This window comes from Neolewinella marina (assembly GCF_002631205.1).
Classification (GTDB): domain Bacteria; phylum Bacteroidota; class Bacteroidia; order Chitinophagales; family Saprospiraceae; genus Neolewinella; species Neolewinella marina.
Map to the genome: position 1 here is coordinate 156,079 of NZ_PDLO01000004.1, position 23,751 is coordinate 179,829.

General features: G+C 61.9%; 20 protein-coding genes. 16 read left to right on the plus strand and 4 right to left on the minus strand.

What is annotated here, in order from left to right:
* The first annotated feature begins 2 nt into the window (after nt 1-2).
* From CGL56_RS11165 to fcl, 16 genes are all read left to right on the plus strand, one after another.
* Complete coding sequence (locus CGL56_RS11165) at nt 3-1,184, plus strand: glycosyltransferase (RefSeq protein WP_099106642.1); 1,182 nt, start codon at nt 3-5, stop codon at nt 1,182-1,184.
* Nucleotides 1,185-1,197: 13 nt separating this feature from the next.
* On the plus strand, nt 1,198-2,448 hold the full coding sequence (locus CGL56_RS11170; protein WP_099106643.1) for a glycosyltransferase family 4 protein: 1,251 nt from the start codon (nt 1,198-1,200) through the stop codon (nt 2,446-2,448).
* Nucleotides 2,445-3,788: a hypothetical protein gene (locus tag CGL56_RS11175; RefSeq protein WP_099106644.1), complete on the plus strand. Its 1,344-nt coding sequence runs from the start codon at nt 2,445-2,447 to the stop codon at nt 3,786-3,788. Before CGL56_RS11170 ends, CGL56_RS11175 begins: the two co-directional genes overlap by 4 nt.
* Nucleotides 3,778-4,791 (plus strand): glycosyltransferase family 4 protein, encoded by a 1,014-nt coding sequence (locus CGL56_RS11180; protein WP_099106645.1) that lies wholly within the window; start codon nt 3,778-3,780, stop codon nt 4,789-4,791. Before CGL56_RS11175 ends, CGL56_RS11180 begins: the two co-directional genes overlap by 11 nt.
* Nucleotides 4,788-5,930 (plus strand): glycosyltransferase family 4 protein, encoded by a 1,143-nt coding sequence (locus tag CGL56_RS11185; protein ID WP_099106646.1) that lies wholly within the window; start codon nt 4,788-4,790, stop codon nt 5,928-5,930. The genes CGL56_RS11180 and CGL56_RS11185 overlap by 4 nt, the downstream gene beginning before the upstream one ends.
* On the plus strand, nt 5,915-6,841 hold the full coding sequence (locus tag CGL56_RS11190) for a glycosyltransferase family 2 protein (protein WP_167641685.1): 927 nt from the start codon (nt 5,915-5,917) through the stop codon (nt 6,839-6,841). Before CGL56_RS11185 ends, CGL56_RS11190 begins: the two co-directional genes overlap by 16 nt.
* Nucleotide 6,842: 1 nt before the next feature.
* Nucleotides 6,843-7,433 (plus strand): putative colanic acid biosynthesis acetyltransferase, encoded by a 591-nt coding sequence (locus CGL56_RS11195; RefSeq protein WP_099106648.1) that lies wholly within the window; start codon nt 6,843-6,845, stop codon nt 7,431-7,433.
* Nucleotides 7,434-7,493: 60 nt separating this feature from the next.
* Nucleotides 7,494-8,747 carry a WcaI family glycosyltransferase gene (locus CGL56_RS11200; RefSeq protein ID WP_099106649.1) on the plus strand — a complete coding sequence of 418 codons (1,254 nt, stop codon included), beginning with the start codon at nt 7,494-7,496 and terminating at the stop codon, nt 8,745-8,747.
* Nucleotides 8,726-10,144 (plus strand): exopolysaccharide biosynthesis polyprenyl glycosylphosphotransferase, encoded by a 1,419-nt coding sequence (locus CGL56_RS11205; RefSeq protein WP_099106650.1) that lies wholly within the window; start codon nt 8,726-8,728, stop codon nt 10,142-10,144. The genes CGL56_RS11200 and CGL56_RS11205 overlap by 22 nt, the downstream gene beginning before the upstream one ends.
* A gap of 190 nt (nt 10,145-10,334) precedes the next feature.
* Entirely contained in the window at nt 10,335-11,483 is a 1,149-nt protein-coding gene (locus CGL56_RS11210) for a glycosyltransferase family 4 protein (RefSeq protein WP_099106651.1), read from the plus strand.
* Nucleotides 11,484-11,491: 8 nt separating this feature from the next.
* Nucleotides 11,492-12,607: a GDP-mannose 4,6-dehydratase gene (gmd, locus tag CGL56_RS11215; protein WP_099106652.1), complete on the plus strand. Its 1,116-nt coding sequence runs from the start codon at nt 11,492-11,494 to the stop codon at nt 12,605-12,607.
* 353 nt (nt 12,608-12,960) lie between these two features.
* Nucleotides 12,961-14,589 (plus strand): DUF1800 domain-containing protein, encoded by a 1,629-nt coding sequence (locus CGL56_RS11220; protein WP_167641684.1) that lies wholly within the window; start codon nt 12,961-12,963, stop codon nt 14,587-14,589.
* A 13-nt stretch (nt 14,590-14,602) separates the two neighbouring features.
* Entirely contained in the window at nt 14,603-16,165 is a 1,563-nt protein-coding gene (locus tag CGL56_RS11225) for a DUF1501 domain-containing protein (RefSeq protein WP_099106654.1), read from the plus strand.
* A 175-nt stretch (nt 16,166-16,340) separates the two neighbouring features.
* A complete protein-coding gene (locus CGL56_RS11230; RefSeq protein WP_099106655.1) occupies nt 16,341-17,300 on the plus strand; it encodes a UDP-glucuronic acid decarboxylase family protein in 960 nt (319 codons plus the stop codon).
* 113 nt (nt 17,301-17,413) lie between these two features.
* On the plus strand, nt 17,414-18,736 hold the full coding sequence (locus CGL56_RS11235; protein WP_099106656.1) for a UDP-glucose dehydrogenase family protein: 1,323 nt from the start codon (nt 17,414-17,416) through the stop codon (nt 18,734-18,736).
* Between the two features lie 9 nt (nt 18,737-18,745).
* Nucleotides 18,746-19,678 carry a GDP-L-fucose synthase gene (gene fcl, locus CGL56_RS11240; protein WP_099106858.1) on the plus strand — a complete coding sequence of 311 codons (933 nt, stop codon included), beginning with the start codon at nt 18,746-18,748 and terminating at the stop codon, nt 19,676-19,678.
* A 158-nt stretch (nt 19,679-19,836) separates the two neighbouring features.
* Here fcl and sucD read toward each other — a convergent pair whose 3' ends face one another.
* The 4 genes from sucD to carA form a co-directional block, all read right to left on the minus strand.
* Nucleotides 19,837-20,709: a succinate--CoA ligase subunit alpha gene (gene sucD, locus CGL56_RS11245; protein ID WP_099106657.1), complete on the minus strand. Its 873-nt coding sequence runs from the start codon at nt 20,707-20,709 to the stop codon at nt 19,837-19,839.
* Between the two features lie 45 nt (nt 20,710-20,754).
* The gene (locus tag CGL56_RS11250; RefSeq protein WP_099106658.1) at nt 20,755-21,072 is read right to left on the minus strand and encodes a hypothetical protein; all 318 of its coding nucleotides are present in this window, start codon (nt 21,070-21,072) and stop codon (nt 20,755-20,757) included.
* Nucleotides 21,073-21,175: 103 nt separating this feature from the next.
* Nucleotides 21,176-22,477: a phosphopyruvate hydratase gene (eno, locus tag CGL56_RS11255; RefSeq protein ID WP_099106659.1), complete on the minus strand. Its 1,302-nt coding sequence runs from the start codon at nt 22,475-22,477 to the stop codon at nt 21,176-21,178.
* Between the two features lie 87 nt (nt 22,478-22,564).
* On the minus strand, nt 22,565-23,674 hold the full coding sequence (gene carA, locus CGL56_RS11260) for a glutamine-hydrolyzing carbamoyl-phosphate synthase small subunit (protein WP_099106660.1): 1,110 nt from the start codon (nt 23,672-23,674) through the stop codon (nt 22,565-22,567).
* Between the last annotated feature and the right edge of the window lie 77 nt (nt 23,675-23,751).

Below are 23,751 nucleotides of genomic sequence, written 5' to 3' on the forward strand. Positions count from 1 at the left end.
TCGTGACCCACCGCCTGCTCTTCCTGTGTGGCTCCCTGGTACCCGGCAAAGACGGGGTGGGAGACTATACCCGCAAACTGGCCGCCGAACTCGTCGCGGCCGGTAAAGGGGTGCTGCTGGTGGCGACCCACGACAAGGGAATCTCCGCCGTAGCAGAAGAGCAGCAACCCGAAGGCAGGGAAAGCATCCCCGTACTGCGCATCCCCTATCATACACCAGGGGCAGACCGGGCGCGGTTGCTGCAGCGGGCCATCGAGGACTTCAACCCCGACTACCTCAGCCTGCAGTACGTGCCCTATTCATTCAGTCCCTACGGACTGCCGTTCGCCTTCCTCCGGCAACTGGGCCGGCTACGACACCGGGGCCAATGGCACATCATGTTCCACGAACTCTGGATCGTTCACCGTGGTCTGCTCACCCCGAAGGCAACCGCCGTATCCGCCCTGCAGCGGCTGGCGGTGCGGATCGCGGCGACCACCCTCCGGCCCGGGGTGGTGCACACCCACATACCAGGCTACCAGGAGAGATTGCGGCGGTTGGGGGTTGCGGCGCTGCCGCTGCCGCTCTTCGCGAACATCCTTCCGCAGTCAACCGACGGCGGGCCGGCTGCGGCGCATCCCGTCGATATTTTCCGGCTGGGCTTTTTCAGCCAGTTCATTCCCGAGCGGGTGATTCCTTTCATCCGCGACTTGGAATCCTGGCTTACCGCCAGTGGCCGACGGCTTGAAATCCGCCTTCTGGGCGGAGGGACGGCCAAGGTGGAACAACCCCGGCAGACCCTCGCCGGCCAATTTCCGAACGCCAGCCTGGTGGCTCCGGGCTTCCTGTCACCCGGTGCCCTCAGCCGGGAACTCCACGCCCTCGACCTGGGCATCACCCCCGTGGACCATCACCTCATCGGCAAAAGCGGCACCGTGGCGGCCTTCCTTCACCACGGCGTTCCCGTGGCGGCGCCCTACCGCACGGAGCATGCCACCCCTTTTTTCACGCCGGGGCTGTCTGCGGCGGTCATCGAAACCTTCACCCCCGAGGGGCTGGCGGGTGCGACCCACGCCGCTCGGGCCCTGGATACCCACCCCATATCGCCCGCGGGGGTGGCCCGGCGCTTCGGGGACGACCTGGGCCTCACCGCCGGCCAGGACCTTCACCACAGCACCTCCGATTCCGCCCACCGGCGGCGTTAAGCAGTCTCACCCTATGATCATCGTATCCCACCCCACCGGTAACGCCAACGTTCGCGCCGTACTCGACGGCCTGCAGGAGCGGAATCTCCTGTTGCGGTTCCACACCTCGATCGCGAGTTTCCCCGGCAACCTCTGGGACAAGATCGGCCAGCTGCCCCCCCTTCACGAATTCGAGCGCCGCCGCTTTCGGCCGGAGCTCAGTCCCTACACCCGGCAGCACCCCTGGAGGGAGCTCGGCCGCCTGGCAGCGGGCCGCGCAGGGCTGAAGTCCCTCACGGCCCACGAGACGGGGATGTTCAGCGTGGACCACATCTACCACGCCCTCGACCGCAAGGTGGCGGAGGACGTACGCGCTTCCCAGGAGGCTACGGCGGTCTACGCCTACGAGGACGGCGCCCTGGAATCCTTTCAGGCGGCCAAGGAACGCGGCCTGACCTGCGTATACGACCTGCCCATTGCCTACTGGGAAACCCTGCGGGAACTCATCAGCGAAGAGGCCGAACGCCGCCCCGACTGGGCTCCTACCCTGGGCGGCGGCATCCGCGACAGCCAGCAAAAACTCGACCGCAAGACCCGGGAACTGGAACTGGCCGACGTAGTCGTGGGCCCCGGCTCCTTCGTCATGGACTCCCTGCCCGACTGGGCCGCCGACAAGCGGCGGATCGTCTCCCCCTTCGGCTCTCCGGTTTCCCCCACGGAACCCGCGGCCGCGCCCCCCTCCAGAAGCGGCGGCAAGCTGAGGGTGCTCTTCGTGGGCTCCATGGGGCAGCGCAAGGGATTGGGCGACCTCTTCGAGGCGATGAAGCTGCTGAACCACCCCGGCATTGAGCTGGTGGTGCTCGGCAGCCTGCAGGCCCCCATGGAATTCTACCGCCGCGAATACCCCGACTTCACCTACGAAGCCACGCGGCCCCACGCCGGAGTGCTGGAGCTGATGGCCAGCTGTGATGTCTTCTGCCTGCCCTCCATCGTGGAGGGGCGCGCCCTGGTCATGCAGGAGGCGATGAGTCGCGGCCTGCCCGTCATCATCACCCCGAATACCGGCGGTGCCGACCTGGTGATTCCCGATGAAACGGGCATCCTCGTACCCATCCGTTCTCCACGGGCCATCGCCGAAGCCATTCAGTGGTTCCACGACCACCGCGAGGAATTGCCCCGGATGTCGGCCGCCGCCCGCCGCCACGCCGCGGCCTATACCTGGCCGGCCTACGGCGGCACCGTTGCCCGGGAGCTTTCCGAATTGCTACCTTCTACCGTATCGTGACCACCTCCACCCTGCACGAGCCCCTGCCGGTACAGGCCGGCGTTACGGACCGCCAGCACCGGCTGCTGAAGCAGCTCATGTGGCTGTACCTGCTGTTGCTGCTCTTCGAGGGCGCGCTGCGGAAGTGGTTCCTGCCCGCCCTGCAGGCGCCCCTGCTGATCGTGCGGGACCCCCTGGCGCTGCTCATCCTGCTGCAAGCGGCCAACCGCCACCTGCGCCTGCTGAACCCCTATACCCTGGTGATCTTCTTCACCACCATTCTCTCGTTCCTGATGACCTTCCTGGACGGTCACCAGAACCTCTTCGTTGCCCTCTACGGTATGCGCATCACGGTGCTGCACTTCCCCCTGATCTTCGTTATGGGGCAGATCTTTGACCGCAGCGACGTAGAGCGCATGGGCAGTTTCCTGCTCTGGGTGGCGCCCTTCATGACGGTGCTCATCGCCCTGCAGTTCTACAGCCCGCAGTCCGCCTGGGTCAACCGGGCCGTCGGCGGGGGCGAGGGCGGCGGTTTCGACGGGGCCATGGGATACTTCCGCCCGCCAGGCACCTTTTCCTTCACCAATGGTACGACCCTGTTCTTCAGCCTCACCTCGGTGTTCGTATTCTACTTCTGGCAGGCCACCCGCAAGGTCAACTTCCTTATTCTGGTGGCCGCCAGCGTGGGCATCCTCGTGGCGATCCCGCTCGCCATCAGCCGGGGGTATCTTTTCCAGCTCGTCATCACGGCCTTCTTCTTCGTGGTCGGCAGCCTCGTGGGCGGTGGCCGCGCCGTGGGCCGGCTGGGCATCGCGGCGGTGGTCCTGCCCGTCCTGCTGCTCATCCTGAGCGGATTCGACTTCGTACAGAACGGCATCACCGTATTCGCCGACCGCTTCACCAAGGCCAGCCTTTCGGAGGGTGGACTGGAGGGCACCCTCGGCGACCGCTTCATCGGCGGCATGATCAGCGCGGTGGGCGGCGCGGACGAGCTGCCCTTCTGGGGGCAGGGGCTCGGCAAGGGCACCATCGTAGGGGCCACGCTGCTGACGGGTTCCTCCAGCACCTTCCTCGTTGCGGAAGGCGAATGGGGGCGCATCATCGGGGAAATGGGCGCCCTGCTCGGGATCCTCACGGTATTCACCCGGGTGATTCTCGCCGTCCACTGCGCGGTGCGGAGCGTATTCTACGTCTTCACCCGCCGCCCCTTACCGTGGCTGCTGACCAGCGTCGGATTGATACAGATCATTACGGCCAACTGGTCGCAACCCACCGCCCTGGGCTTCGCCATCATCACGGCCGGATTACTGGTGGCCAGCTTCAACGATCCGGTGGAAGAAACGGGGACCTATGCGGCTTAACCTTTTTTACCGCAAGGCCTACCCTACGGCCTTCAGCATCGAGCGGTTGTTCGACCAGCTTACCGGGGTGTTTGCCGCCCGGGGCCTCGACGTGCGGCGGCTGGAGCTCCCCGAATACAACAATACCCTGGGCAACGTACGGACCAACAACCGTTGGGCGCGGGCGCAGGTGCAGGGTTCCACTTCCGAGGGGCCGTGCGTACACCACATTACCGGCGACGTCAATTCCATCGTCTTCGCCCTGCGGGGCCCCACGGTGATTACCATCCACGACTGCAACCCCCTGCTGCGTTACCCCCGCTGGCACCCCCGCTACTGGTTTTACCGCTGGGTCATCTTCGAGGGACCGGCGCGGCGGGCCGCCGCCGTAACGGTGATCTCCGAGAAGACCCGCCGCGAACTGCTGGACCTTACCCGTGTTGGAAGCTCCAAATTGCACGTGATCCCCAATTTTGTGGACCCGGCCTTTACCCATCACCCCCGGGAATTCAACGATTCGCGCCCGACCATCCTCCAGATCGGCGTGAAGCCCAACAAGAACCTGGCCCGGCTGGCGGAGGCGCTGGCCGGAGTCCCCTGCCGCCTGGAGATCATCGGTCAGCCCTCATCCGGCGACCTGGCGGCCCTGGAGGCCAACGGTGTTGATTTCCACTGGGCCACCGGGCTATCGGACGAGGCCGTGCGGCAACGCTACACCGACTGTGACCTGCTGGCCTTTGTCTCTACCTACGAGGGCTTCGGCCTGCCCATCCTGGAAGCCCAGGTTACCGGCCGGGCCGTAGTGACCAGCGACCTCTCCCCCCACCGGGAGGTGGCCGGCGACGGGGGGGCGGAGTTGGTCGACCCCCTCGATCCGGCTTCCATCCGTGAAGGCATCCTGCGGGTGATCCAACAACCTGATTACCGAAAACAGCTCATCGAACGCGGGCGACAGAACGTCGCGGACTACCACATTGAGGCCATCGCCGACCGTTACCTTGACCTATATTCCAGTCTGCTTTGAAAAAACTCAAGATTCTTTTTCCTGCGGGAAGCTTTTATCCGGCCCAGACGGGCGGTCCAGACAACACCGTGTACTGGATCACCAAGGCCCTGACGCGCCGGGGGCACCAGCCCACCATTTCGACCACCGACCGTGGCCAGGGCCTGCCCATGCCCCGCGACCGCTGGCTGGACACGGACTACGGCACCATCATCTACACCCGCAACCCCCACCACTACCTGCCGCTGAACCTGGTGCGGCGGGCCGTGGGACAGCTGGCCAAAGCCGATGTACTTCACCTTTCGATGATCACCTACCCGGCCTCCCTCCTGATGGCGGTGATCAACTCCTGGTTCTACGGCAAGCCCATGCTCTGGTCCTCGCGCGGCGACCTGGATCCGCCCATGCTTCTGCGGTCCCCCAAGCGGAAAGCGATGATGATCAAGCTCATCAATACCCTGGTAAAGAAGGACCTGCTCTGGTTCCACTCCACCTGTGATGCGGAAACCACCTACATCCGCAACAACTTCGGCCAGGATTCCAAGGTGATCCAGATCCCGAACTACATGGAGCTCCCCGAGCGAATCGTGACCAACAAGGAAAAGTACTTCCTCTACATCGGCCGGATCGACCCGAAGAAGGCCATCGAGAACCTGATCGAGGCCATGTCGCGGTCGACCACCTTCCTGAACAGTGAGTTCACCCTCAAGATCGTCGGCGACTACTACAACGACTACGGCCGTGGGCTGGTCAAGCAGGTAGAAGACCTGGGCCTGACCCACAAAATCCGCTTCCTGGGCCACCGCGACGGGCGGGAGAAAGAGGAACTGCTGGCCGCGGCCTGGTTTACGTTCATGCCTTCCCATACCGAGAACTTCGGCATCGTGGTGATGGAAGGGCTGGCCCAGGGCACTCCGGCCGTCGCCTCGACCGGCACCCCCTGGGAAATCCTGGAAAAGCACGAAGCCGGCTACTGGATCCCCAACGATTCCGACAGCCTGCTGCGCATCATCGAGCATATTCATACTATTTCCCCCGAACGAATGAAGGTCATGAACAAGAATGCCCTGCGGCTGGCCCGTGAGGAATTCAGCATTCACGCCAACGTCGGTGAATGGGAGGCCGCCTACCAAAAACTGATTTCATGTACCACCCCCTGACCATCGTTATCCTCACCTTTAACGAGGAGGCCAACATTGAAAACCTGCTGAACTCGCTGGCCGGGGTGAAAGCCCCCGTATTCGTCGTGGACTCCTACTCCACCGACCGCACGCTGGACATCCTGGACCAGCGGGGCATTCCCTACGTTCAGCACCCCTTCAAGAACTACGCCGCCCAGCGCAACTGGGCCCAGAGCAACCTCCCCTACGACGGGGAGTGGGTACTCCACCTGGACGCCGGCGAGCGACTGACCCCCGGCATGGTCACCTGGCTGAACGATTCCTTCGACCCCGAGGTCCGTACCGTAGACGGCTACATGTTTGCCCGCCGGGCCATCTTCCTGGGCCGGTGGATCAAGCATGGCGGCTACCACCCCATTTACCACCTGCGCCTGTACCGCCGCCACCTCGGCCACTGTGAGAACAAGGTTTACGACCAGCACTTTGTCGTGGATGGCCGCACCGCCCGGGCGGGCAAGGGCGCCGACCTGGAGGACGGCGTGATGAGCAGCCTGCGCGACTTTACCGTCAGCCACGCCCGCTGGGCCGTCTTCGAGGCCGTGGAGTCCATCCTGGCCGAAGGGGAGCCCGGGGAGGTAAAGGCCAAGCTCACCGGTAACCCCATCGAGCGCAAGCGGTGGCTCAAGAGCAAGGTTTTCCAGCGCTCCCCCCTGTTCCTGCGCAGCTTCCTCTACCTCTTCCACCGCTACATCATCAAACTGGGCTTCCTGGACGGGAAGGAGGGGCTGATCTTCCACTTCCTGCAGGGCTTCTGGTTCCGCTTCCTGGTGGATTCCACCATCTTCGAGATCAAGCAGGAGATGAAGCACCGCCCCCTCGACGTGGTGGTCCAGGACAAGTACGGGCTGGACGTCAACGTTTTTCTGAACAAGGAACCGGCGGCCGTCTGATATGCAGCGACGATACCAAGACCTGAGCACCTTCGTGCTGCCCGAAAATTTCCGGGGCCGCCCGGGCTGGGTGGTACAACTGTGGTGGATCGTGGAGGCCCTGCTCTTCCGGCCCTCCCCCCAGTTCCTCTACGGGTGGCGGCGGTGGCTGCTGCGCGCCTTCGGTGCCCGGGTGGGCCGGGGGGCCGTCATCCGGCCCACGGTACGCACCCAGTTCCCGTGGAAAGTCTCGATCGGCGAATACGCCTGGATCGGCGACGACGTGGTACTGTACAGCCTGGGCGAGATAAGCATCGGGGCCCACGCCGTTGTATCCCAAAAGAGCTATATTTGTACCGGTAGCCATGACCCCGCGAGTACGGCCTTTGCCATCTACAGCCGCCCTATTAATATAGGCGCGGAGTGCTGGATAGCAACCGACGTTTACGTTGCTCCGGGGGTCACGATAGGCCACGGCACCCTGGTGGGGGCCCGATCCTCCGTGTTCAAGGACCTACCGCCCGGCAAGATCTGTATGGGATCTCCTGCCCGGGTTATAAGGAACAGAGTTGCCGGCGGCGATGCCGGTGGTTTGACAGTAAATCCCAGTTAGCCCGCCCGCAACGGCTGGCCTTTAATCCCTTCCCGGCTTGATACCGGAGGGCAGTAAGTAGTGAAAGTACTAATCTACGGCATCAATTACGCCCCGGAGCTTACCGGCATTGGTAAGTATTCGGGTGAAATGGCAACCTACTTTGCCGCCCAGGGCGACGAGGTGGAAGTCATCACGGCCCCGCCGTACTACCCCCACTGGAAGGTGAAGGAAGGGTACGCCAACGCCTTCCGCCAGGAAACCGTCGACGGGGTAAGGGTGCTGCGCTGCCCCCTCTACGTACCCGAGGAGGTAACCGGAATGCGGCGCATCCTCCACGAAATGAGCTTCGTGCTCAGCTCACTGCGCTACTGGATCCCCCGCTACTTCCGGTCTTACGACGCGATCATCTGCGTCAGCCCACCCTTCCACCTTGGCTTCCCGGCCCTGGTGCACCACTGGCTCCGCGGCACCCCGGTGATCAACCACATCCAGGACCTCCAGGTGGACGCCGCCCGCGACCTCGGCATCATCCGGCAGAACGGCCTGCTGCGGCTGCTGGAGCGCAGCGAGCGCTGGCTGCTGAACCGCGTGACGGCCGTTTCGACCATCAGCGACGGCATGCGACGGAAAATCCTGCAGAAGGGCATCCCGGCAAATAAAATCATCATGTTCCCGAACTGGGTGGATGGTAATCTTGTATACCCAGTATCGCGGACCGATTCCGCGCGTGAAGAATGGGGTTTTGGCGATAACGATCGCCTTGTGTTATACGCCGGCAACCTGGGTGAAAAACAGGGGCTGGAAAACATTCTTCTACTCGCTGATCGGATGCGCGACGTTCCACGTCTCACCTTCCTGATTATCGGGGAGGGGGGTGCTAAGGCCCGCCTTGTGGCGGAAGCTGAAAGGATGGAACTTTCAAACGTGATTTTCAAACCCCTGCAGCCCCTCGAACGCCTGGCCGCCAGCCTGGCCGCCGCGGATGTCCACCTGGTCCTCCAGAAAAAGGCGGCCGCGGATCTGGTAATGCCCTCCAAACTGACCAATATCCTGGCAGTGGGTGGGCACGCCTTGATCACGGCCGAAGCAGGGACTACCTTGCATGACCTGGTGCAGACGCATCATCTCGGAACCCTGGTGGCCCCCGAGGACGTAAGTGCCCTGGAAAACGGATTGAGAAAAATTTTAGCGGGCGAATGCGAAGCGAATTACCGCGGCGCCCGCACCTTTGCCGCCGAGCAATTGGACAAGCGTAATATTCTTTTTGGTTTTAGACAGATTTTGACACAGAACACTAAACAACACAACACATGGAATTCACCTCTCAGCTAACCGCTGCCTCGAGATCGAGGGAGCTGCGGTCGACACCACACCGCTATGACCTGATTGCTACCGACTTTTTCCTGATCAACCTATCGTTCCTGCTGGCCAGCCTGATCACCTACGGGATGCTGGACTACAGCAGCGCGATGACCGGCCGCAACCTGGCCCTGATCGTTTTCGTCAACATTGCCTGGGGATGGCTTTGCGTGTACTTCAATGCCTACCGCTGGTACGAGCGGGTCAGGATGGAGCAACAGTTGTCAAAGGTCTTCAAGATCCTGATCTTCCTGCTGGCCTTCACCTCGCTGTTCTACTACAACGTGCTGGGTGAGGCACCCCACACCCCCTTCATTCTGCTGGCCCACGGCCTGGCCCTGATTCTCATTTCCACCGGCCGCGTCTTCCACCGGGTCCGGGAGGAAAGCCCCTTCGAGAAGTTCCGCTACGTGGTGGTCGGCGGCAAGGCCGAAAACCTCCAACAGCTGTTCAAGGCCTTCGACTACTGCTTCCCCGGCAGCGCTGAGCTGGTGGGCCGCTTCGGCAATACGCCCCACGCCAACGTGACCAACATCGGCAACTACGCCGACCTGAAGGACTACCTGAGCAGCCAGCCCAACATCGACAAGCTGATCTTCTTCTACAGCGACCTGACCCTGGACGAGGAGCGGGAGATCATGCGCATCTGCGAAACCCAGTTCATCGACGTAGAAGTCGCTCCCCGGGAGACCACCCTCTTCCCTCGCACCTACAAGAGCCAGCAACTCGGCGACCTCTCGATGCTCACCCTCAAGGAGGAACCCCTGACCGCCCTGCGCAACAAGGTGCTGAAGCGGACCTTTGACCTCGTGGTGAGCACTTTCGTCATCCTCTTCATCTTCCCCATCCTCATGCCCATCGTGGCCATCGCCATCTACCGCGAGGACCCCGGGCCCATCTTCTTCCGCCAGGAGCGGACGGGCTACCTGAACAAGGTGTTCAAGATGTGGAAGTTCCGCTCCATGCGACTGAACGACCGCGCCGACGACAAGCAGGCCACCCGCGGCGACGACCGCATCACCAAGGTGGGCGCCTTCCTGCGCAAGACCAGCCTGGATGAATTCCCCCAGTTCATCAACGTCTTCCTCGGCGACATGTCCGTGGTGGGCCCCCGCCCCCACATGATCAAGCATACGGAAGAATACTCCCGCCTGATCGACAAGTTCATGATCCGCCACAAGGTGAAACCCGGCGTGACGGGCCTGGCCCAGATCAACGGTTACCGTGGCCCCACGGACGAGGTCTGGAAAATGGAAAAGCGGGTGGAGTACGACGTGTGGTACCTGGAGAACTGGAGCATCCTGATGGACATCCGCTGCGTGGTCATGACCGTCTACAACGCCATCAAAGGGGAAGAGAACGCGCTGTAAACCTCTACCTCCCTCCGCATCAAGGCACCAAAGGCCTGCTGGCCAGCTGCCGTAATGTTATTCCCAACGGTTTGGGCCCTGCCCCCCGACTCCCCGGAAACAGCTTTGGCTTCCGGGCCGCGGGGGCTGCCTTTTTCCCTATTGGCCGGAAAAGTGCAATCCAAACCCGCTGTTACTCCCATCCACTGCTATGAAGATTTTACTCTCCACCCCGGTCTTTAAGCCGATGGTCGGGGGGATAGAAACCCTCGCCCTCAACACGGCCCGTCACCTGACGGATCGCGGCCATGAGGTAGTGGTGGTCACCCCAATACCGAGCCCCGAGCCCGATATCGAACCCTTTCGGGTGGTTCGCCGGGCCTCACCCCGCGAATTGCTGGACTGGGTCCGCTGGTCCGACCTCGTATTCTGCAACGGTGCCAGCCTCTACATCGCCCCCTATACCCTGGTCGTCGATCGTCCGGTGGTCATGCGTCACGATGGCTATCAGGTATCGTGCATCGAGGGCGCCGGCTGGTACGATCACGGCCCGGCCCCCCTGCGGCCGCTGCCCTCCTTCTGGTATCACCTGAAGCGGGGCCACCCGGGGTACGCCCTGCGGGGCATCCTGAAGGTGATGGCCCTGCGGCTGTACGCCAACCGGGTCGTGCGGGCGAACGTGGCCATCTCGGACTGGATGAAGGACCGCCACCCCCTCGCGAACCACCTACGGATCCATAACCCCTTCCCGATCTCTAAATTTGCGGATGCCCGCAACGTAGACGGGCAGTACGACTACGACTTTTTCTTCCTTGGCCGCCTGATCTCGGAGAAGGGAGTAGACGTCCTCATCGACGCCTTCATCCGCCTGCAGGAACGCCGCGACGGCGCCTACCGACTATGCATCATTGGCGATGGCCCGGAGCGCGCCACGCTGGAGCGCCGTGTGGAGGCGGCCGGACTTGCGTCCAGCGTCCGCTTCACGGGTATGCTGACCGGGCGGGCGCTCATCGACGCCCTCTACCGTTGCCGCATTGCCGTGCTGCCTTCCACCTGGGAGGAACCCTTTGGCGGAGTGGCCACCGAACTGATGGCGGCCGGCAAAAACCTGATCGTATCCCGGGACGGAGCCCTCTCCGAACTGGTGGGCGAGGCCGGGCTGTCCGTACCCAACGGCGACGCGGAGGCCCTCAGCCTGGCCATGGAACGGCTCATTACCGATCCTGAATTACGGGCCCGGCACCTTAAAAGTGCCGAGACCATCGTTACCCAATTCGACGAGGAGCGCCTCATCGACGCCTACGAAGACCTTTTCCTTCGCGTTTATCACAAACAGAGCATTCACCCCATTAAATCGTAACTTAAGGCATGGCCAAGAAAGCAATCATCACCGGGGTTACCGGTCAGGACGGCGCCTATCTCACCGAACTTCTCCTCCAGAAAGGATACGAGGTCCACGGCATCAAAAGACGGGCTTCCCAGTTCAATACCGACCGCATTGACCACCTCTACCAGGACCCCCACGTCTCGGACCGCAACCTGATCCTGCACTACGGTGACCTGACCGATTCCACTAACCTGGTGCGGATCGTCCAGGAGGTGCAGCCCGACGAGATCTACAACCTGGCGGCCATGAGCCACGTGAAGGTCAGCTTCGACATGCCGGAATACGCCGCCGACGCCGACGGTATCGGCACGACCCGCCTGCTGGAAGCCATCCGCCTGCTGGGATTGTCGGAAAAAACCCGCTTCTACCAGGCTTCCACTTCGGAACTGTACGGTTTGGTACAAGAAGTACCCCAGTCGGAGACCACCCCCTTCTACCCGCGCTCGCCCTACGCCGTAGCCAAGCTGTACGCTTACTGGATCACGGTGAACTACCGCGAGGCCTATAATATGTATGCCTGTAACGGCATCCTCTTCAACCACGAAAGCCCGCTGCGGGGGGAAACCTTCGTGACCCGCAAGATCACCCGCGCCGTAGCCAAGATTGCCCTCGGCCTGCAGGACCACCTTTACCTGGGCAACCTCGACGCCCAGCGCGACTGGGGCCACGCCAAGGACTACGTGGAAGGCATGTGGCGGATGCTGCAGCAGGATCAGGCCGACGACTACGTGCTGGCCACGGGCATCACTACCCGCGTCCGCGACTTCGTCCGGATGTCCTTCCGGGAAGTAGGCGTAGAACTTGAATTCCGCGGCGAAGGCGCCGAGGAAACCGGCGTAATCTCCGAGGTGCGCAACCCCGAGTTCCCCCTCGCGGTAGGAACCACCGTAGTTTCCGTTGACCCCCGCTACTTCCGCCCCACGGAGGTGGAACTGCTGCTGGGCGACCCCACCAAGGCCCGCACGAAGCTGGGCTGGGAACCTACCTACGACCTGGCCTCGATGTGCTCGGAAATGGTCCGCGCCGACATCGACCTCTTCCAGCGGGATCAGCTCCTGAAACGGGAAGGATTTGCCGTTCGCAACCAGTTTGAATAGGGCTTTTAAAAAAATGTTTGCCCGCGTAAAAAATATTTTTAGGGTTTGTTCAGTTTAATACACGACACTGACCCACCCCGTCAGCCCAACAGCAGCCTTACATTCCGGGCGTTGGGGGCGGGGGGAAATGAGCTTTCCCGTGGAAGCGAAACTGCTGTCCGCACAAAATTGCCCGCCTTCGGTTTGCAAATTTCTGTGGACACCTGTAGTTTTGCTGCCGCTTAGACACCTGAGCATCAGACTTTTTTGTAGTCACACGGTATTCCAATTTGCATAACTCTCTTGATTAGATCTGTACGACGCAAGCCGTACAGGACTCACCTGATTGTTCTACATTATTAAATACCTGTGATTTGTCCTACCAGTCTAGTCAACGGTTTTCAACGGCTATCGTCTCTTTAGCCCCATTTTCTGGAACCTGGGACCGCCAAAAAGCAGCGCACCTGCTTCGCCGCACCGTCCTCGGGCCACGAATCGATGAAATCAACCGCGCCCAGCGTGACGGCCTGAGCCGCACCCTGGACCTGCTGCTCTCCCAAGCCCCCATTCCCTCCCCCCCCGTCAAGTACCGTACGGACGACGACGAGTACCTCCAGATGGGCGAGACCTGGGTCGACAAGAGTTGCCTCGGAAAGAACCAGTACCGCAGCCACTCCCTGAAAGGGTGGTACTACAATAATATGGTCCAGGCCGACCGCCCCTCCAACATTCAGGAGCGGATGTCTTTCTTCTGGCTGAACTACTTTTCCATCTCGGCCCCGAACTCGGATCCCCGGGCCATGTACAAAGACATTCGCCTGTACCAGGAGTTCGCCGTAGGCAACTTCCGCACCCTGCTGCAGAAGATCACGGTAGATCCCCGCATGCTGCGGTGTTTGAACGGCGACGTCAACAGCAAGGAGAACCCGAACGAGAACTACGCCCGGGAACTCATGGAGCTGTTCACCCTGGGCAAAGGCCCTCAGGTTGGCCCGGGTGATTACACCACCTATACGGAAGATGACGTGGCCGCTTTGGCGCGGGCCCTCACCGGCTGGAAGATCAAGCCCTACCGCTTCGCCAAGGATAACACCCCCGTCGAGAGCTACTTCGATTCGAGCGACCACGACACCGGCGACAAGAAACTGAGCCCCCGCCTCGGCAGCCAGGTGATCAAGAATGCCGGAGCCGAGGAATACAAGGTTATCATTGACATCCTGCTCAAGCAGGACGCCGCCGCCCTCCACTTCTGCCGGGAGCTTTACCGCTACTTTGTCTTCCACGACATCAACCCGACCATTGAAGCCCAGGTCATCGAGCCCCTGGCCCGGACGCTGCGCGATAATAACTACGAAATCAAGCCGGTACTGAAGCAACTGCTGAGCTCCGAGCACTTCTACGAGGCGGCCCACACCGGTGCCATCATCAAGAACCCCCACGATTTCCTCTGCAGCATCGTGCGGCCCTTCCGCGAGTTCTGGCACGACAAGCCGATGCAGGACCTGCGGATGCGCTACGAGCTGGGGGGCAAGTACGCCGACTACATGTACGACCTGGGCATGGAGTTTCTGGACCCGCCCACCATCTCCGGCTGGAAAGCCTACTACGACTCCCCCCAGTTCTACCGCCACTGGATCAGCCCCGCCCTGATGCAGCGCCGGGTACAGATCTCCACCGCGATCATCGATGGTGACTTTCACATCAACGGTACGCGGCTCAGTATTGACTACTACTCCTTCCTGAAGGACTTTACCAACCCGACCGACATCAACTCCTTGATCGACGAGATCGTTCTTGTTTTCTTGCCTCGTCCGATTTCAACTCAACAAATTGCCGCGCTAAGGGAAACCATTATGGGTGGCCTGGAGGACAAGGAATGGACCATGAGCTGCCGCGACTTTCTCGCGAACCCGGGTAACGACAACTACGCGAAACCCATCCAAAGCCGCATGGCCCGATTCTTTGTGGACCTTTTTGCCTTAGGTGAATTCCAACTCCAGTAAAACCCTAATTACCATGAAACGTAGAAATTTCCTCCAGACCGCGGCCGCCCTTACCATTCCTGCCATTATGCCCCTGCCGGGCATGAAGGCCAACAGTTCCCGGTTTACCTCCCTTATAAACCCCGAATCTGACCGGATCCTGGTCATCGTTCACCTGTTCGGCGGCAACGACGGCCTCAACACCGTAATTCCCCTGGACCAGTACGACGGCATCACCGCCGTACGGCCCCTGCTCTACCTGAAGGAGAGCGTGACCCACAAGATCACCGATACGGTAGCCCTCCACTCCAGCATGGCGGGAATGGCCAACATGTTCAAGGACGGTCGCCTCAAGATCGTCCAGAGCGCCGGCTACCCCAACCAGAACCGCAGCCACTTCCGGTCGACCGACATCTGGACCACAGCCTCCAAGGCCGATGAATTCCTGAACACCGGCTGGATGGGCCGCTACCTGGATACCCAGTACCCTGGCTACCCCGCCGGCTTCCCCAGCGCCGCTCAGCCCCACCCCCCGGCCATCTCGATCGGCAACGTAGCCCACCCCACCTGTGAGGGTGCCCAGATCAACTTCAGCCAGACGGTCAACGACCCGCTGAACACCACCGAACTGTCCGGGACCATGTCTGACATGATGTCCAACGACCGCTACGGCAGCGAGCTGCAGTTCATTCAGACTACCATGCAGCAGACCAACGATTACAACAGCGTAATCAAGGAAGCTGCAGCCAAGGGAAAGAACGCCGTCCCCTACCCCGGCAACTCCAACCCCCTGGCCGTCCAGCTGCAAAAGGTAGCCCGCATGATCAGCGGCGGACTCAAGACCAAGGTTTACACCGTCTACCTGGGTGGATTCGACCTCCACGCCAAGCAGGTTGAAGCCAACACCACCATCGGGGCCCACGCCGACCTGCTCCGTCAGGTAAGCGAAGCCATCGACACCTTCCAGCGCGACATGGTCGCCCAGAAGCAGGACGACCGCGTGATGGGCATGACCTTCAGCGAATTTGGTCGCCGCATCCGTCCCAACGCCAGCTTCGGTACCGACCACGGCACCGCCGGCCCCATGTTCCTCTTCGGCAGCTGTGTCAACGGAGGCATCATGGGCGACAACGTGGAAGTCCACAAGGACGTAAACCAGGGCGCTGGTGTTCCCATGCAGTTTGACTTCCGCGACGTGTATGGCTCCATTCTGGTCGACTGGTTCGACGTCCCGGCCCTCAGCGTGAAGAATATGCTGCACCAGGATTTCAAGTACCTGCCCCTGGCCGGCAAGTGCAACGAAACGGTCACCGACAACACCGATTCTACCAGCGAGGGCTGGACCTTCGGGGAAGCTTTCCCGAACCCGGCCAGCAAGGACGTCTACATCAATGTAGGCAGCCCGGACAAGAACCGCCTGCGCTACTCCCTTTTCGATTCCCGCGGCCGCCTGGTGCTGGCCAACGAGATTGCCGTCGACGGCAAGTCGGACCACATGCTCTTCTCCCGCCCCAGCCGCCTTCCCTCGGGAACCTACAACCTGCGCCTGGCTACGGAAACCGGCGGGACCGTCTCGCGAAAGGTGGTATTCGAATAAACAACCCCCTTTTTTGGACTAAAGGACACATCCGGAAAGACACACTTGTCACCTTCATGTTACCAGGGGAGCCCGTCGCTCCCCTGGTTTTGCTTTTAGGTGAGTACTTTTGACAACTCGTTGTTAAGGAAAAACTTTCCGGCTCCCGAACCGCTTATTTCTAAGAACCCCCAGTATGCCTACAGTCTTAATTACCGGCGCCGCCGGCTTCCTCGGTTCCCACCTCTCGGACCGATTCATCGCGGAGGGCTTCCGGGTCATCGGGATGGACAACCTCCTGACCGGCTCGATGGACAACATCGCCCACCTGATGCCGCTCAAGGAATTCGAATTTTACTACCACGACGTCAGTAAGTTCGTCCACGTCCCCGGTGATCTCGACTACATCCTGCACTTCGCCAGCCCGGCCAGCCCGATCGACTACCTCAAGATGCCGATCCAGACCCTGAAAGTAGGCAGCCTGGGTACCCACAACCTGCTGGGACTGGCCAAGGCCAAACAGGCCCGGATGCTGATCGCCTCGACCAGCGAGGTGTACGGCGACCCCCTGGAGCACCCCCAGCAGGAGAACTACTGGGGTAACGTAAACCCCGTCGGCCCCCGCGGCGTCTACGACGAGGCCAAGCGCTTCCAGGAAGCCATGACGATGGCCTACCATACCTTCCACGGACTGGAAACCCGGATCGTACGGATCTTCAACACCTACGGGCCACGCATGCGGCTCAACGACGGCCGCGTACTGCCCGCCTTCTTCAGCCAGGCCATCCGCGGCCAGGGCCTCACCGTCTTCGGCGACGGCAGCCAGACGCGCTCCTTCTGCTACGTGGACGACCTCGTGGAGGGCATCTACCGCCTGCTCATGAGCGACTACGCCCACCCGGTCAACATCGGCAACCAGGACGAGACCACCATCATGCAGTTCGCCGAGGAAATCATGGAACTGGTCGGCAACCCCGATGCCCACCTGGACCGCCGCCCCCTGCCCACCGACGACCCGAAGGTGCGGCAGCCCGACATCACCCTGGCCAAGAAGCTCCTGGGCTGGTCGCCGAAGGTCAGCCGTGAGGAAGGATTGCGCCGCACCCTCCCCTACTTCCGGGAAGCCGTGGCCAAGGCCGACGCAAACAAAAAATAACACCGGGGTCCGCGCGTTAATCCCTTGACGGCCCGGCTCTTTGATGGAGCGCGGCACCCGCGCCCCCGCCCTATTCAACCAACCCCACTTAACTCACTTTACTCCCCTACACTATGAAAATTGCAGTAGTCGGGACCGGATACGTAGGACTCGTGACCGGAACCTGTTTTGCCGAAACCGGCAACGAAGTGGTCTGCGTCGATATCGACGCCGCCAAGGTCAAGCGCATGCAGAACGGCGAAGTGCCGATCTACGAACCCGACCTGGACGTGCTCTTCGAGCGCAACCAGCGGCAGGGCCGCCTCAAGTTCACCACCGACCTGAAGGAAGCCGTTGATGCTTCCGATATCATCTTCCTGGCCCTGCCCACTCCTCCCGGTGAGGACGGATCGGCCGACCTGCGCTACATCCTCGGCGTGGCCAAGGACCTGTCGAAGATCATCACCAAGTACACCATCGTCATCGACAAGAGCACCGTGCCCGTGGGCACCGCCGAAAAGGTACACGCCGCCCTGGCCGAGAACCTGGACGAGAGCCTCTTCGACGTGGTTTCCAACCCCGAATTCCTGCGGGAGGGCGTAGCCGTGGACGACTTCCTCAAGCCCGATCGCGTCGTGATCGGTACCGACAGCGCCCAGGCCGAGGAAAAACTCCGCCGCCTCTACGAACCCTTCGTGCGCAGCGGCAACCCGATCATCTTCATGGACCTGCGTTCGGCCGAGATGACCAAGTACGCCGCCAACTCCTACCTGGCTACGCGGATCTCCTTCATGAACGAGATCGCCAACCTCTGTGAAAAGGCCGGCGCCGACGTGGACGCCGTTCGCCGCGGAATGGGCAGTGATACCCGCATTGGCAAGCGCTTCCTCTTCCCCGGCGTCGGATACGGTGGCTCCTGCTTCCCGAAGGACGTACAGGCCCTGGCCCATACGGCCGGACAGCACGACTACAACTTCCGCATCCTGAACGCGGTGATGGACGTCAACACCAAGCAGCGCTTCCGCATCGCCGACAAGATCGAGGACTACTTCGGCACCGACCTGTCGAACCGCACCATCGCCCTGTGGGGACTGGCCTTCAAGCCCAACACCGACGACATCCGTGAGGCGCCCGCCCTCTACACCATCGACCGCCTGCTGGAAGCCGGTGCCCAGATCCGCGCTTTCGACCCCGAAGCCACCGAGCACGTCCGTGCCATCTACGGCGACAAGGTGACCTTCTGCGGCGACCCCTACGAAGCCCTGGAAGGCTCCGACGCCCTCGCTATCGTGACCGAGTGGAGCATGTTCCGCACCCCCAGCTTCGAGCGGATGAAGGAGCTGCTGAAGAGCCCCATCATCTTCGACGGCCGCAACCTCTACGACACCGGCCGGATGGAAGAGGCCGGATTCTACTACGACAGCATTGGCCGCCGCCCCGTCGGCGCCAAGGACTAAGTGAGCGCCATGCATCCCGATCAGAAAATTTACGTAGCCGGCCACCGCGGCATGGTGGGCTCGGCCCTGGTGCGCAAGCTGCGCAGCCTGGGGTACGAGAACATCGTGACCCGGACCAGCCGTGAGCTGGACCTCCGGCAGCAGGCTGCCGTGCAGGAGTTCTTCGCCACGGAGCGCCCCGACTACGTATTCCTGGCCGCCGCCAAGGTGGGGGGAATCCTGGCCAATAACGTCTACCGCGGGGAATTCCTCTACGACAACCTCATGATCGAGGCCAACGTCATCGAGGCCGCCCGCGTACACGGCGTGAAAAAGCTGCAGTTCCTCGGCTCTTCCTGTATCTACCCCAAGATGGCTCCCCAGCCCCTGACGGAAGACGCCCTGCTGACCGGCCCCCTGGAGCCGACCAACGAGCCCTACGCCATCGCCAAGATCACGGGCATCAAACTCTGCGACGCCTACCGCTCCCAGTACGGCTGCGATTTCATTTCCGTGATGCCCACCAACCTGTACGGCCCCAACGACAACTACGACCTGGAAAGCAGCCACGTGCTGCCCGCCCTGATCCGCAAGTTCCACGAGGCCAAGAAAGAAGGACGCAAGGAAGTGGTGATGTGGGGCACCGGCTCGCCGAAGCGGGAGTTCCTCCACGCCGACGACCTGGCCGATGCCTGTGTATTCCTGATGCAAAACTTCAGCGACGCCGGCTTCGTCAACGTCGGTACCGGAGAAGACCTCAGCATCCTTTCGCTGGCGGAAACCATCAAGGAGGTGGTCGGCTACGAAGGTGAGATCACCCACGACCGCAGCAAGCCCGACGGCACCCCCCGCAAACTCATGAACGTGGACAAGCTCCACGCCATGGGCTGGCAGCACCGCATCGGGCTGCGCGAAGGGATCGAGCGGGTGTACGCCGAACTGACGGACCAGGACTGGTACTGACCCCAGCCCCGAAAGATCGCCTACGACAAAGGGCGTCGAGATTGCTCTCGACGCCCTTTTTTCTTGGCCGCGGCCGGAGGCCGCATTTTGCTTGCGCGGCCTGAGGCCGCATTTTACCGTCGCGGCCTGAGGCCGCGTTGTACTGGGGAGACCGCGTTTTACCGTCCCAGGGCCTTCACCATGGTGTTTCCGATGTCGGCGGGGCTCTTAACGACGTGAATGCCGCACTCTTCCATGATTTTCATCTTGGCCTCGGCGGTATCCTCGTGGCCGCCCACGATGGCGCCGGCGTGGCCCATGGTGCGTCCCTTGGGGGCCGTCTGTCCGGCGATGAAGCCGACCACGGGCTTGGTGCCGTGCTCCTTGATGTAGCGGGCGGCGTCGGCCTCCATGGTGCCGCCGATCTCACCGATCATGATGATGCCCTCGGTGTCGGGGTCGTTCATCAGCAGCTCCACGGCGTCCTTGGTGGTGGTTCCGATAATGGGGTCACCACCGATGCCGATGCAGGTGCTCTGTCCCATACCGGCCTTGGTCACCTGGTCCACCGCCTCGTAGGTGAGGGTACCGGACCGGCTCACGATGCCGATCTTGCCGGGGGTGTGGATGAAGCCGGGCATGATGCCGCACTTGGCCTGTCCGGGGGTGATCACGCCGGGGCAGTTCGGTCCGATCAGGCGGGTGTCGTAGTCGTTGATGTAGGAGCGCACCTTCACCATATCCTGTACGGGGATGCCCTCGGTGATGCAGATGATCACCTTGATGCCCGCGGCGGCGGCTTCCATGATGGCGTCGGCGGCGAAGGGGGGCGGTACGAAAATGACGGATACGTCGGCGCCGGCTTCCTTGACGGCGTCGGCAACGGTGTTGAAAACGGGGCGGTCGAGGTGGGTTTGTCCACCCTTTCCGGGGGTAACACCGCCTACGACATTGGTGCCGTATTCGATCATTTGCTCGGCGTGGAAGCTTCCCTCCTTGCCGGTGATACCCTGTACGATTACGTTGGAATCTTTGGTGACTAGTACTGCCATCTGTTTTGTTAACTGTTTTGGGGTGCGATCCGAATGCCGGAAGCCCTATTTGTCTACGATAATGAACACATCCTCATCGTCCTGCTGCATGTAGTAGTTCTCGCGGGCGAAGCGCTCGCGGTTCTGCTCCATGTCCAGCCTTTCCGCCTCCGCCTCGGCGGTCAGTCGGCCGTAGCGCTCCAGGTCCGCCTCCAGGCGGTTCACGGTACGGTGCAGCCGGAACTGGGTGCCGACGTCGTGGCGGTCGAAGAAGACCATCAGCAGCAGAAAGAGCAGGAGGGTCACCGCGTAGCGGTTCCGCAAATAAGCGGGTACGCGCATCCAGAGGGCGGTAATGGGGTTCTGGGCTTTGCGGGAGGCCATGGGCGGACGGGTCGGGGTTGTCGGGTGAAGATAGGAAATTAGGGTATAGTAGGTAGCGAACAGCCCAGGGGGAAATCCCGGGCCGTTCGCTACCTGCCCTCACCTATTTTCCGCGGCCGATCTTGCGCAGCAGGTCGCGGCCGGGGAAGTAGGCCGTTTCGGCCAGTTCCTCCTCGATGCGCAGCAGCTGGTTGTACTTGGCGATCCGGTCGGAGCGGCTGGCCGATCCGGTCTTGATTTGTCCGGTGTTGAGGGCCACGGCCAGGTCGGCGATGGTGGTATCCTCGGTTTCACCGCTGCGGTGGCTCATCACGCTGGTGTAGCCGGCCAGGTGGGCCATGCTCACGGCGTCGATGGTTTCCGACAGCGATCCGATCTGGTTCACCTTGATGAGGATGCTGTTGGCGCTGCGCTCCTTGATGCCGCGGCTCAGCCGCTCGGTGTTGGTCACGAAGAGGTCGTCGCCCACCAGCTGGCAGCGGTCGCCGATGGCGCTGTTGAGGGCCGTCCAGGCGCCCCAGTCGTCCTCGTCCAGTCCGTCCTCGATGCTGAAGATGGGGTACTTGTCCACCCATCCCTTCCAGTAGTCGACCATGCCGGCGCTCTCGATCTGGCGTCCGTCGGACTTGTGGAACTTGTACACCCCTTCCTTGCTGTCGTAGAACTCGGAAGCGGCGGCGTCCATGGCGATCATGATGTCGTCGCCGGGCTGGTAGCCGGCCGATTCGATGGCCTTCAGGACGATCTCGATGGCCTCCTCGTTGCTCTTGATGTTGGGGGCGAATCCGCCTTCGTCACCGACGTTGGTGCTGTAGCCCTTGCTCTGCAGCACCTTCTTGAGGTGGTGGAAGGTCTCCACGCCCATGCGCAGGGCGTCGCTGAAGGTATCGGCGCCGAGGGGCAGGATCATGAATTCCTGGAAGTCGATGCTGTTGTCCGCGTGGCTACCGCCGTTGAGGATGTTCATCATCGGCACCGGCATGGTACGGGCGTTCACCCCGCCGATGTAGCGGTACAGCGGCTGGTTCAGCTCCAGGGCGGCGGCTTTGGCCACGGCCAGGCTCACGCCGAGGATGGCATTGGCGCCCAGCTTGCTCTTATTGGGGGTACCGTCGAGCTCGATCATCGTTTCGTCGATGTAGCGCTGGTCGGTCACGTCGACGCCCAGCAGCTCCTCGGCGATCTTTTCCTCGACGTTGTCCACGGCCTTGAGTACGCCCTTGCCCAGGTAGACGTCCTTGTCCCCGTCGCGCAGTTCCACGGCTTCGTACTTGCCGGTGCTGGCGCCACTCGGGACGGCGGCGCGGCCGATGGCCCCTTCGGCGGTCACTACTTCTACTTCCACGGTGGGGTTGCCGCGGCTGTCCAGGATCTGGCGGGCGCGGATGTCAAGGATACTACTCATAGTTGGGATAATTTCTGTTTAAGTCTTGGTGGCGGCTCCACTTGCCGTCGGAGCGCGGGTGCCGGGGAGGACAACGGGTGCCGGGGGCTAGCGGTTCTCTTTCCTTTCCTTGATCAGGTCAACGAACTGGTCGAAGAGGTAGGCCGCGTCGTGGGGGCCGGGGCTGGCCTCGGGGTGGTACTGCACGCTGAAGGCGGGCTTGCCCACCACGCGGATGCCCTCGATGGTGTCGTCGTTGAGGTTGCGGTGGGTGATTTCCACCACGTCCAGGTTCTGCTCGATGGCTTCCGGGCTCACGCCGAAACCGTGGTTCTGGCTGGTGATCTCGCTCTTGCCGGTCAGCAGGTTGTGTACCGGGTGGTTGATGCCGCGGTGACCATGGTGCATCTTGTAGGTGGGGATGCCCACCGCCCGGGCCAGGATCTGGTGGCCGAGGCAGATGCCGAACATGGGCTTGTCTTCCTCCAGCATGGCCTGGGCCGTTTCCACGGCGTAGTCCATGGCGCCGGGGTCACCGGGGCCGTTGCTGATGAAGAGGCCGTCGGCGCCGAAGGCGTTGATCTCCTCCATGGTCGTCCGGGCCGGGAAGACCTTGACGTAGCAACCCCGGTTGACGAAGTTGCGCAGGATGTTCTTCTTGGTGCCCAGGTCGAGGACGGCCACGCGGATCGGGGCCTCGGGGTCGCCCAGGGTGTAAGCCTCCTGGGTGGTCACCTGGCTGCTCAGCTCCAGCCCCTCCATGCTGGGGGTGGCGTCGAGTTGGCGCTTCAGGTCCTTGAGGTCGAAGTTCTCGCTCGAGATGATGGCGTTCATGGCCCCCTTGCTGCGGATGTGGCGGACGATGGCGCGGGTGTCCACGTCACTGATGCCGACTACGCCCTCCCGCTCGAAGTACTCCTGGATGGAGGACTGGGCCTGGTGGCGGCTGTAGGGGACGGTGAAGTTCTTGCAGATCAGGCCGGCGATCTTGACGTTGTCGGACTCTACGTCGGTATCCTTGATGCCATAGTTGCCGATGTGGGCGTTGGTGGCCACCAGGATCTGACCGTAATAACTGGGATCGGTGAAGATCTCCTGGTATCCCGTCATGCCGGTATTGAAACAAATTTCTCCAGTGGTGGTCCCGATCTTTCCGGCGGCTTTGCCTTCGTAGGTGGTTCCGTCTGCCAGCAGCAGTATCGCGCGTTGTTCGCTCATAGTTTGACGGGCTTGTACGTGGTCGCCGCAAAGATAGACAATTCAGTGAGGGAGCGGACATTTTGCCCAACTTGCTC

Excerpts from the sequence above, each read along its gene's own strand:
- CGL56_RS11170 (WP_099106643.1), top strand. The coding sequence starts at position 1,198 with ATGATCATCGTATCCCACCCCACCGGTAACGCCAACGTTCGCGCCGTA.
- CGL56_RS11180 (WP_099106645.1), top strand. The coding sequence starts at position 3,778 with ATGCGGCTTAACCTTTTTTACCGCAAGGCCTACCCTACGGCCTTCAGC.
- CGL56_RS11190 (WP_167641685.1), top strand. The coding sequence starts at position 5,915 with ATGTACCACCCCCTGACCATCGTTATCCTCACCTTTAACGAGGAGGCC.
- CGL56_RS11195 (WP_099106648.1), top strand. The coding sequence starts at position 6,843 with ATGCAGCGACGATACCAAGACCTGAGCACCTTCGTGCTGCCCGAAAAT.
- CGL56_RS11205 (WP_099106650.1), top strand. The coding sequence starts at position 8,726 with ATGGAATTCACCTCTCAGCTAACCGCTGCCTCGAGATCGAGGGAGCTG.
- CGL56_RS11210 (WP_099106651.1), top strand. The coding sequence starts at position 10,335 with ATGAAGATTTTACTCTCCACCCCGGTCTTTAAGCCGATGGTCGGGGGG.
- gmd (WP_099106652.1), top strand. The coding sequence starts at position 11,492 with ATGGCCAAGAAAGCAATCATCACCGGGGTTACCGGTCAGGACGGCGCC.
- CGL56_RS11225 (WP_099106654.1), top strand. The coding sequence starts at position 14,603 with ATGAAACGTAGAAATTTCCTCCAGACCGCGGCCGCCCTTACCATTCCT.
- CGL56_RS11230 (WP_099106655.1), top strand. The coding sequence starts at position 16,341 with ATGCCTACAGTCTTAATTACCGGCGCCGCCGGCTTCCTCGGTTCCCAC.
- CGL56_RS11235 (WP_099106656.1), top strand. The coding sequence starts at position 17,414 with ATGAAAATTGCAGTAGTCGGGACCGGATACGTAGGACTCGTGACCGGA.
- fcl (WP_099106858.1), top strand. The coding sequence starts at position 18,746 with ATGCATCCCGATCAGAAAATTTACGTAGCCGGCCACCGCGGCATGGTG.
- sucD (WP_099106657.1), bottom strand. The coding sequence starts at position 20,709 with ATGGCAGTACTAGTCACCAAAGATTCCAACGTAATCGTACAGGGTATC.
- CGL56_RS11250 (WP_099106658.1), bottom strand. The coding sequence starts at position 21,072 with ATGGCCTCCCGCAAAGCCCAGAACCCCATTACCGCCCTCTGGATGCGC.
- eno (WP_099106659.1), bottom strand. The coding sequence starts at position 22,477 with ATGAGTAGTATCCTTGACATCCGCGCCCGCCAGATCCTGGACAGCCGC.
- carA (WP_099106660.1), bottom strand. The coding sequence starts at position 23,674 with ATGAGCGAACAACGCGCGATACTGCTGCTGGCAGACGGAACCACCTAC.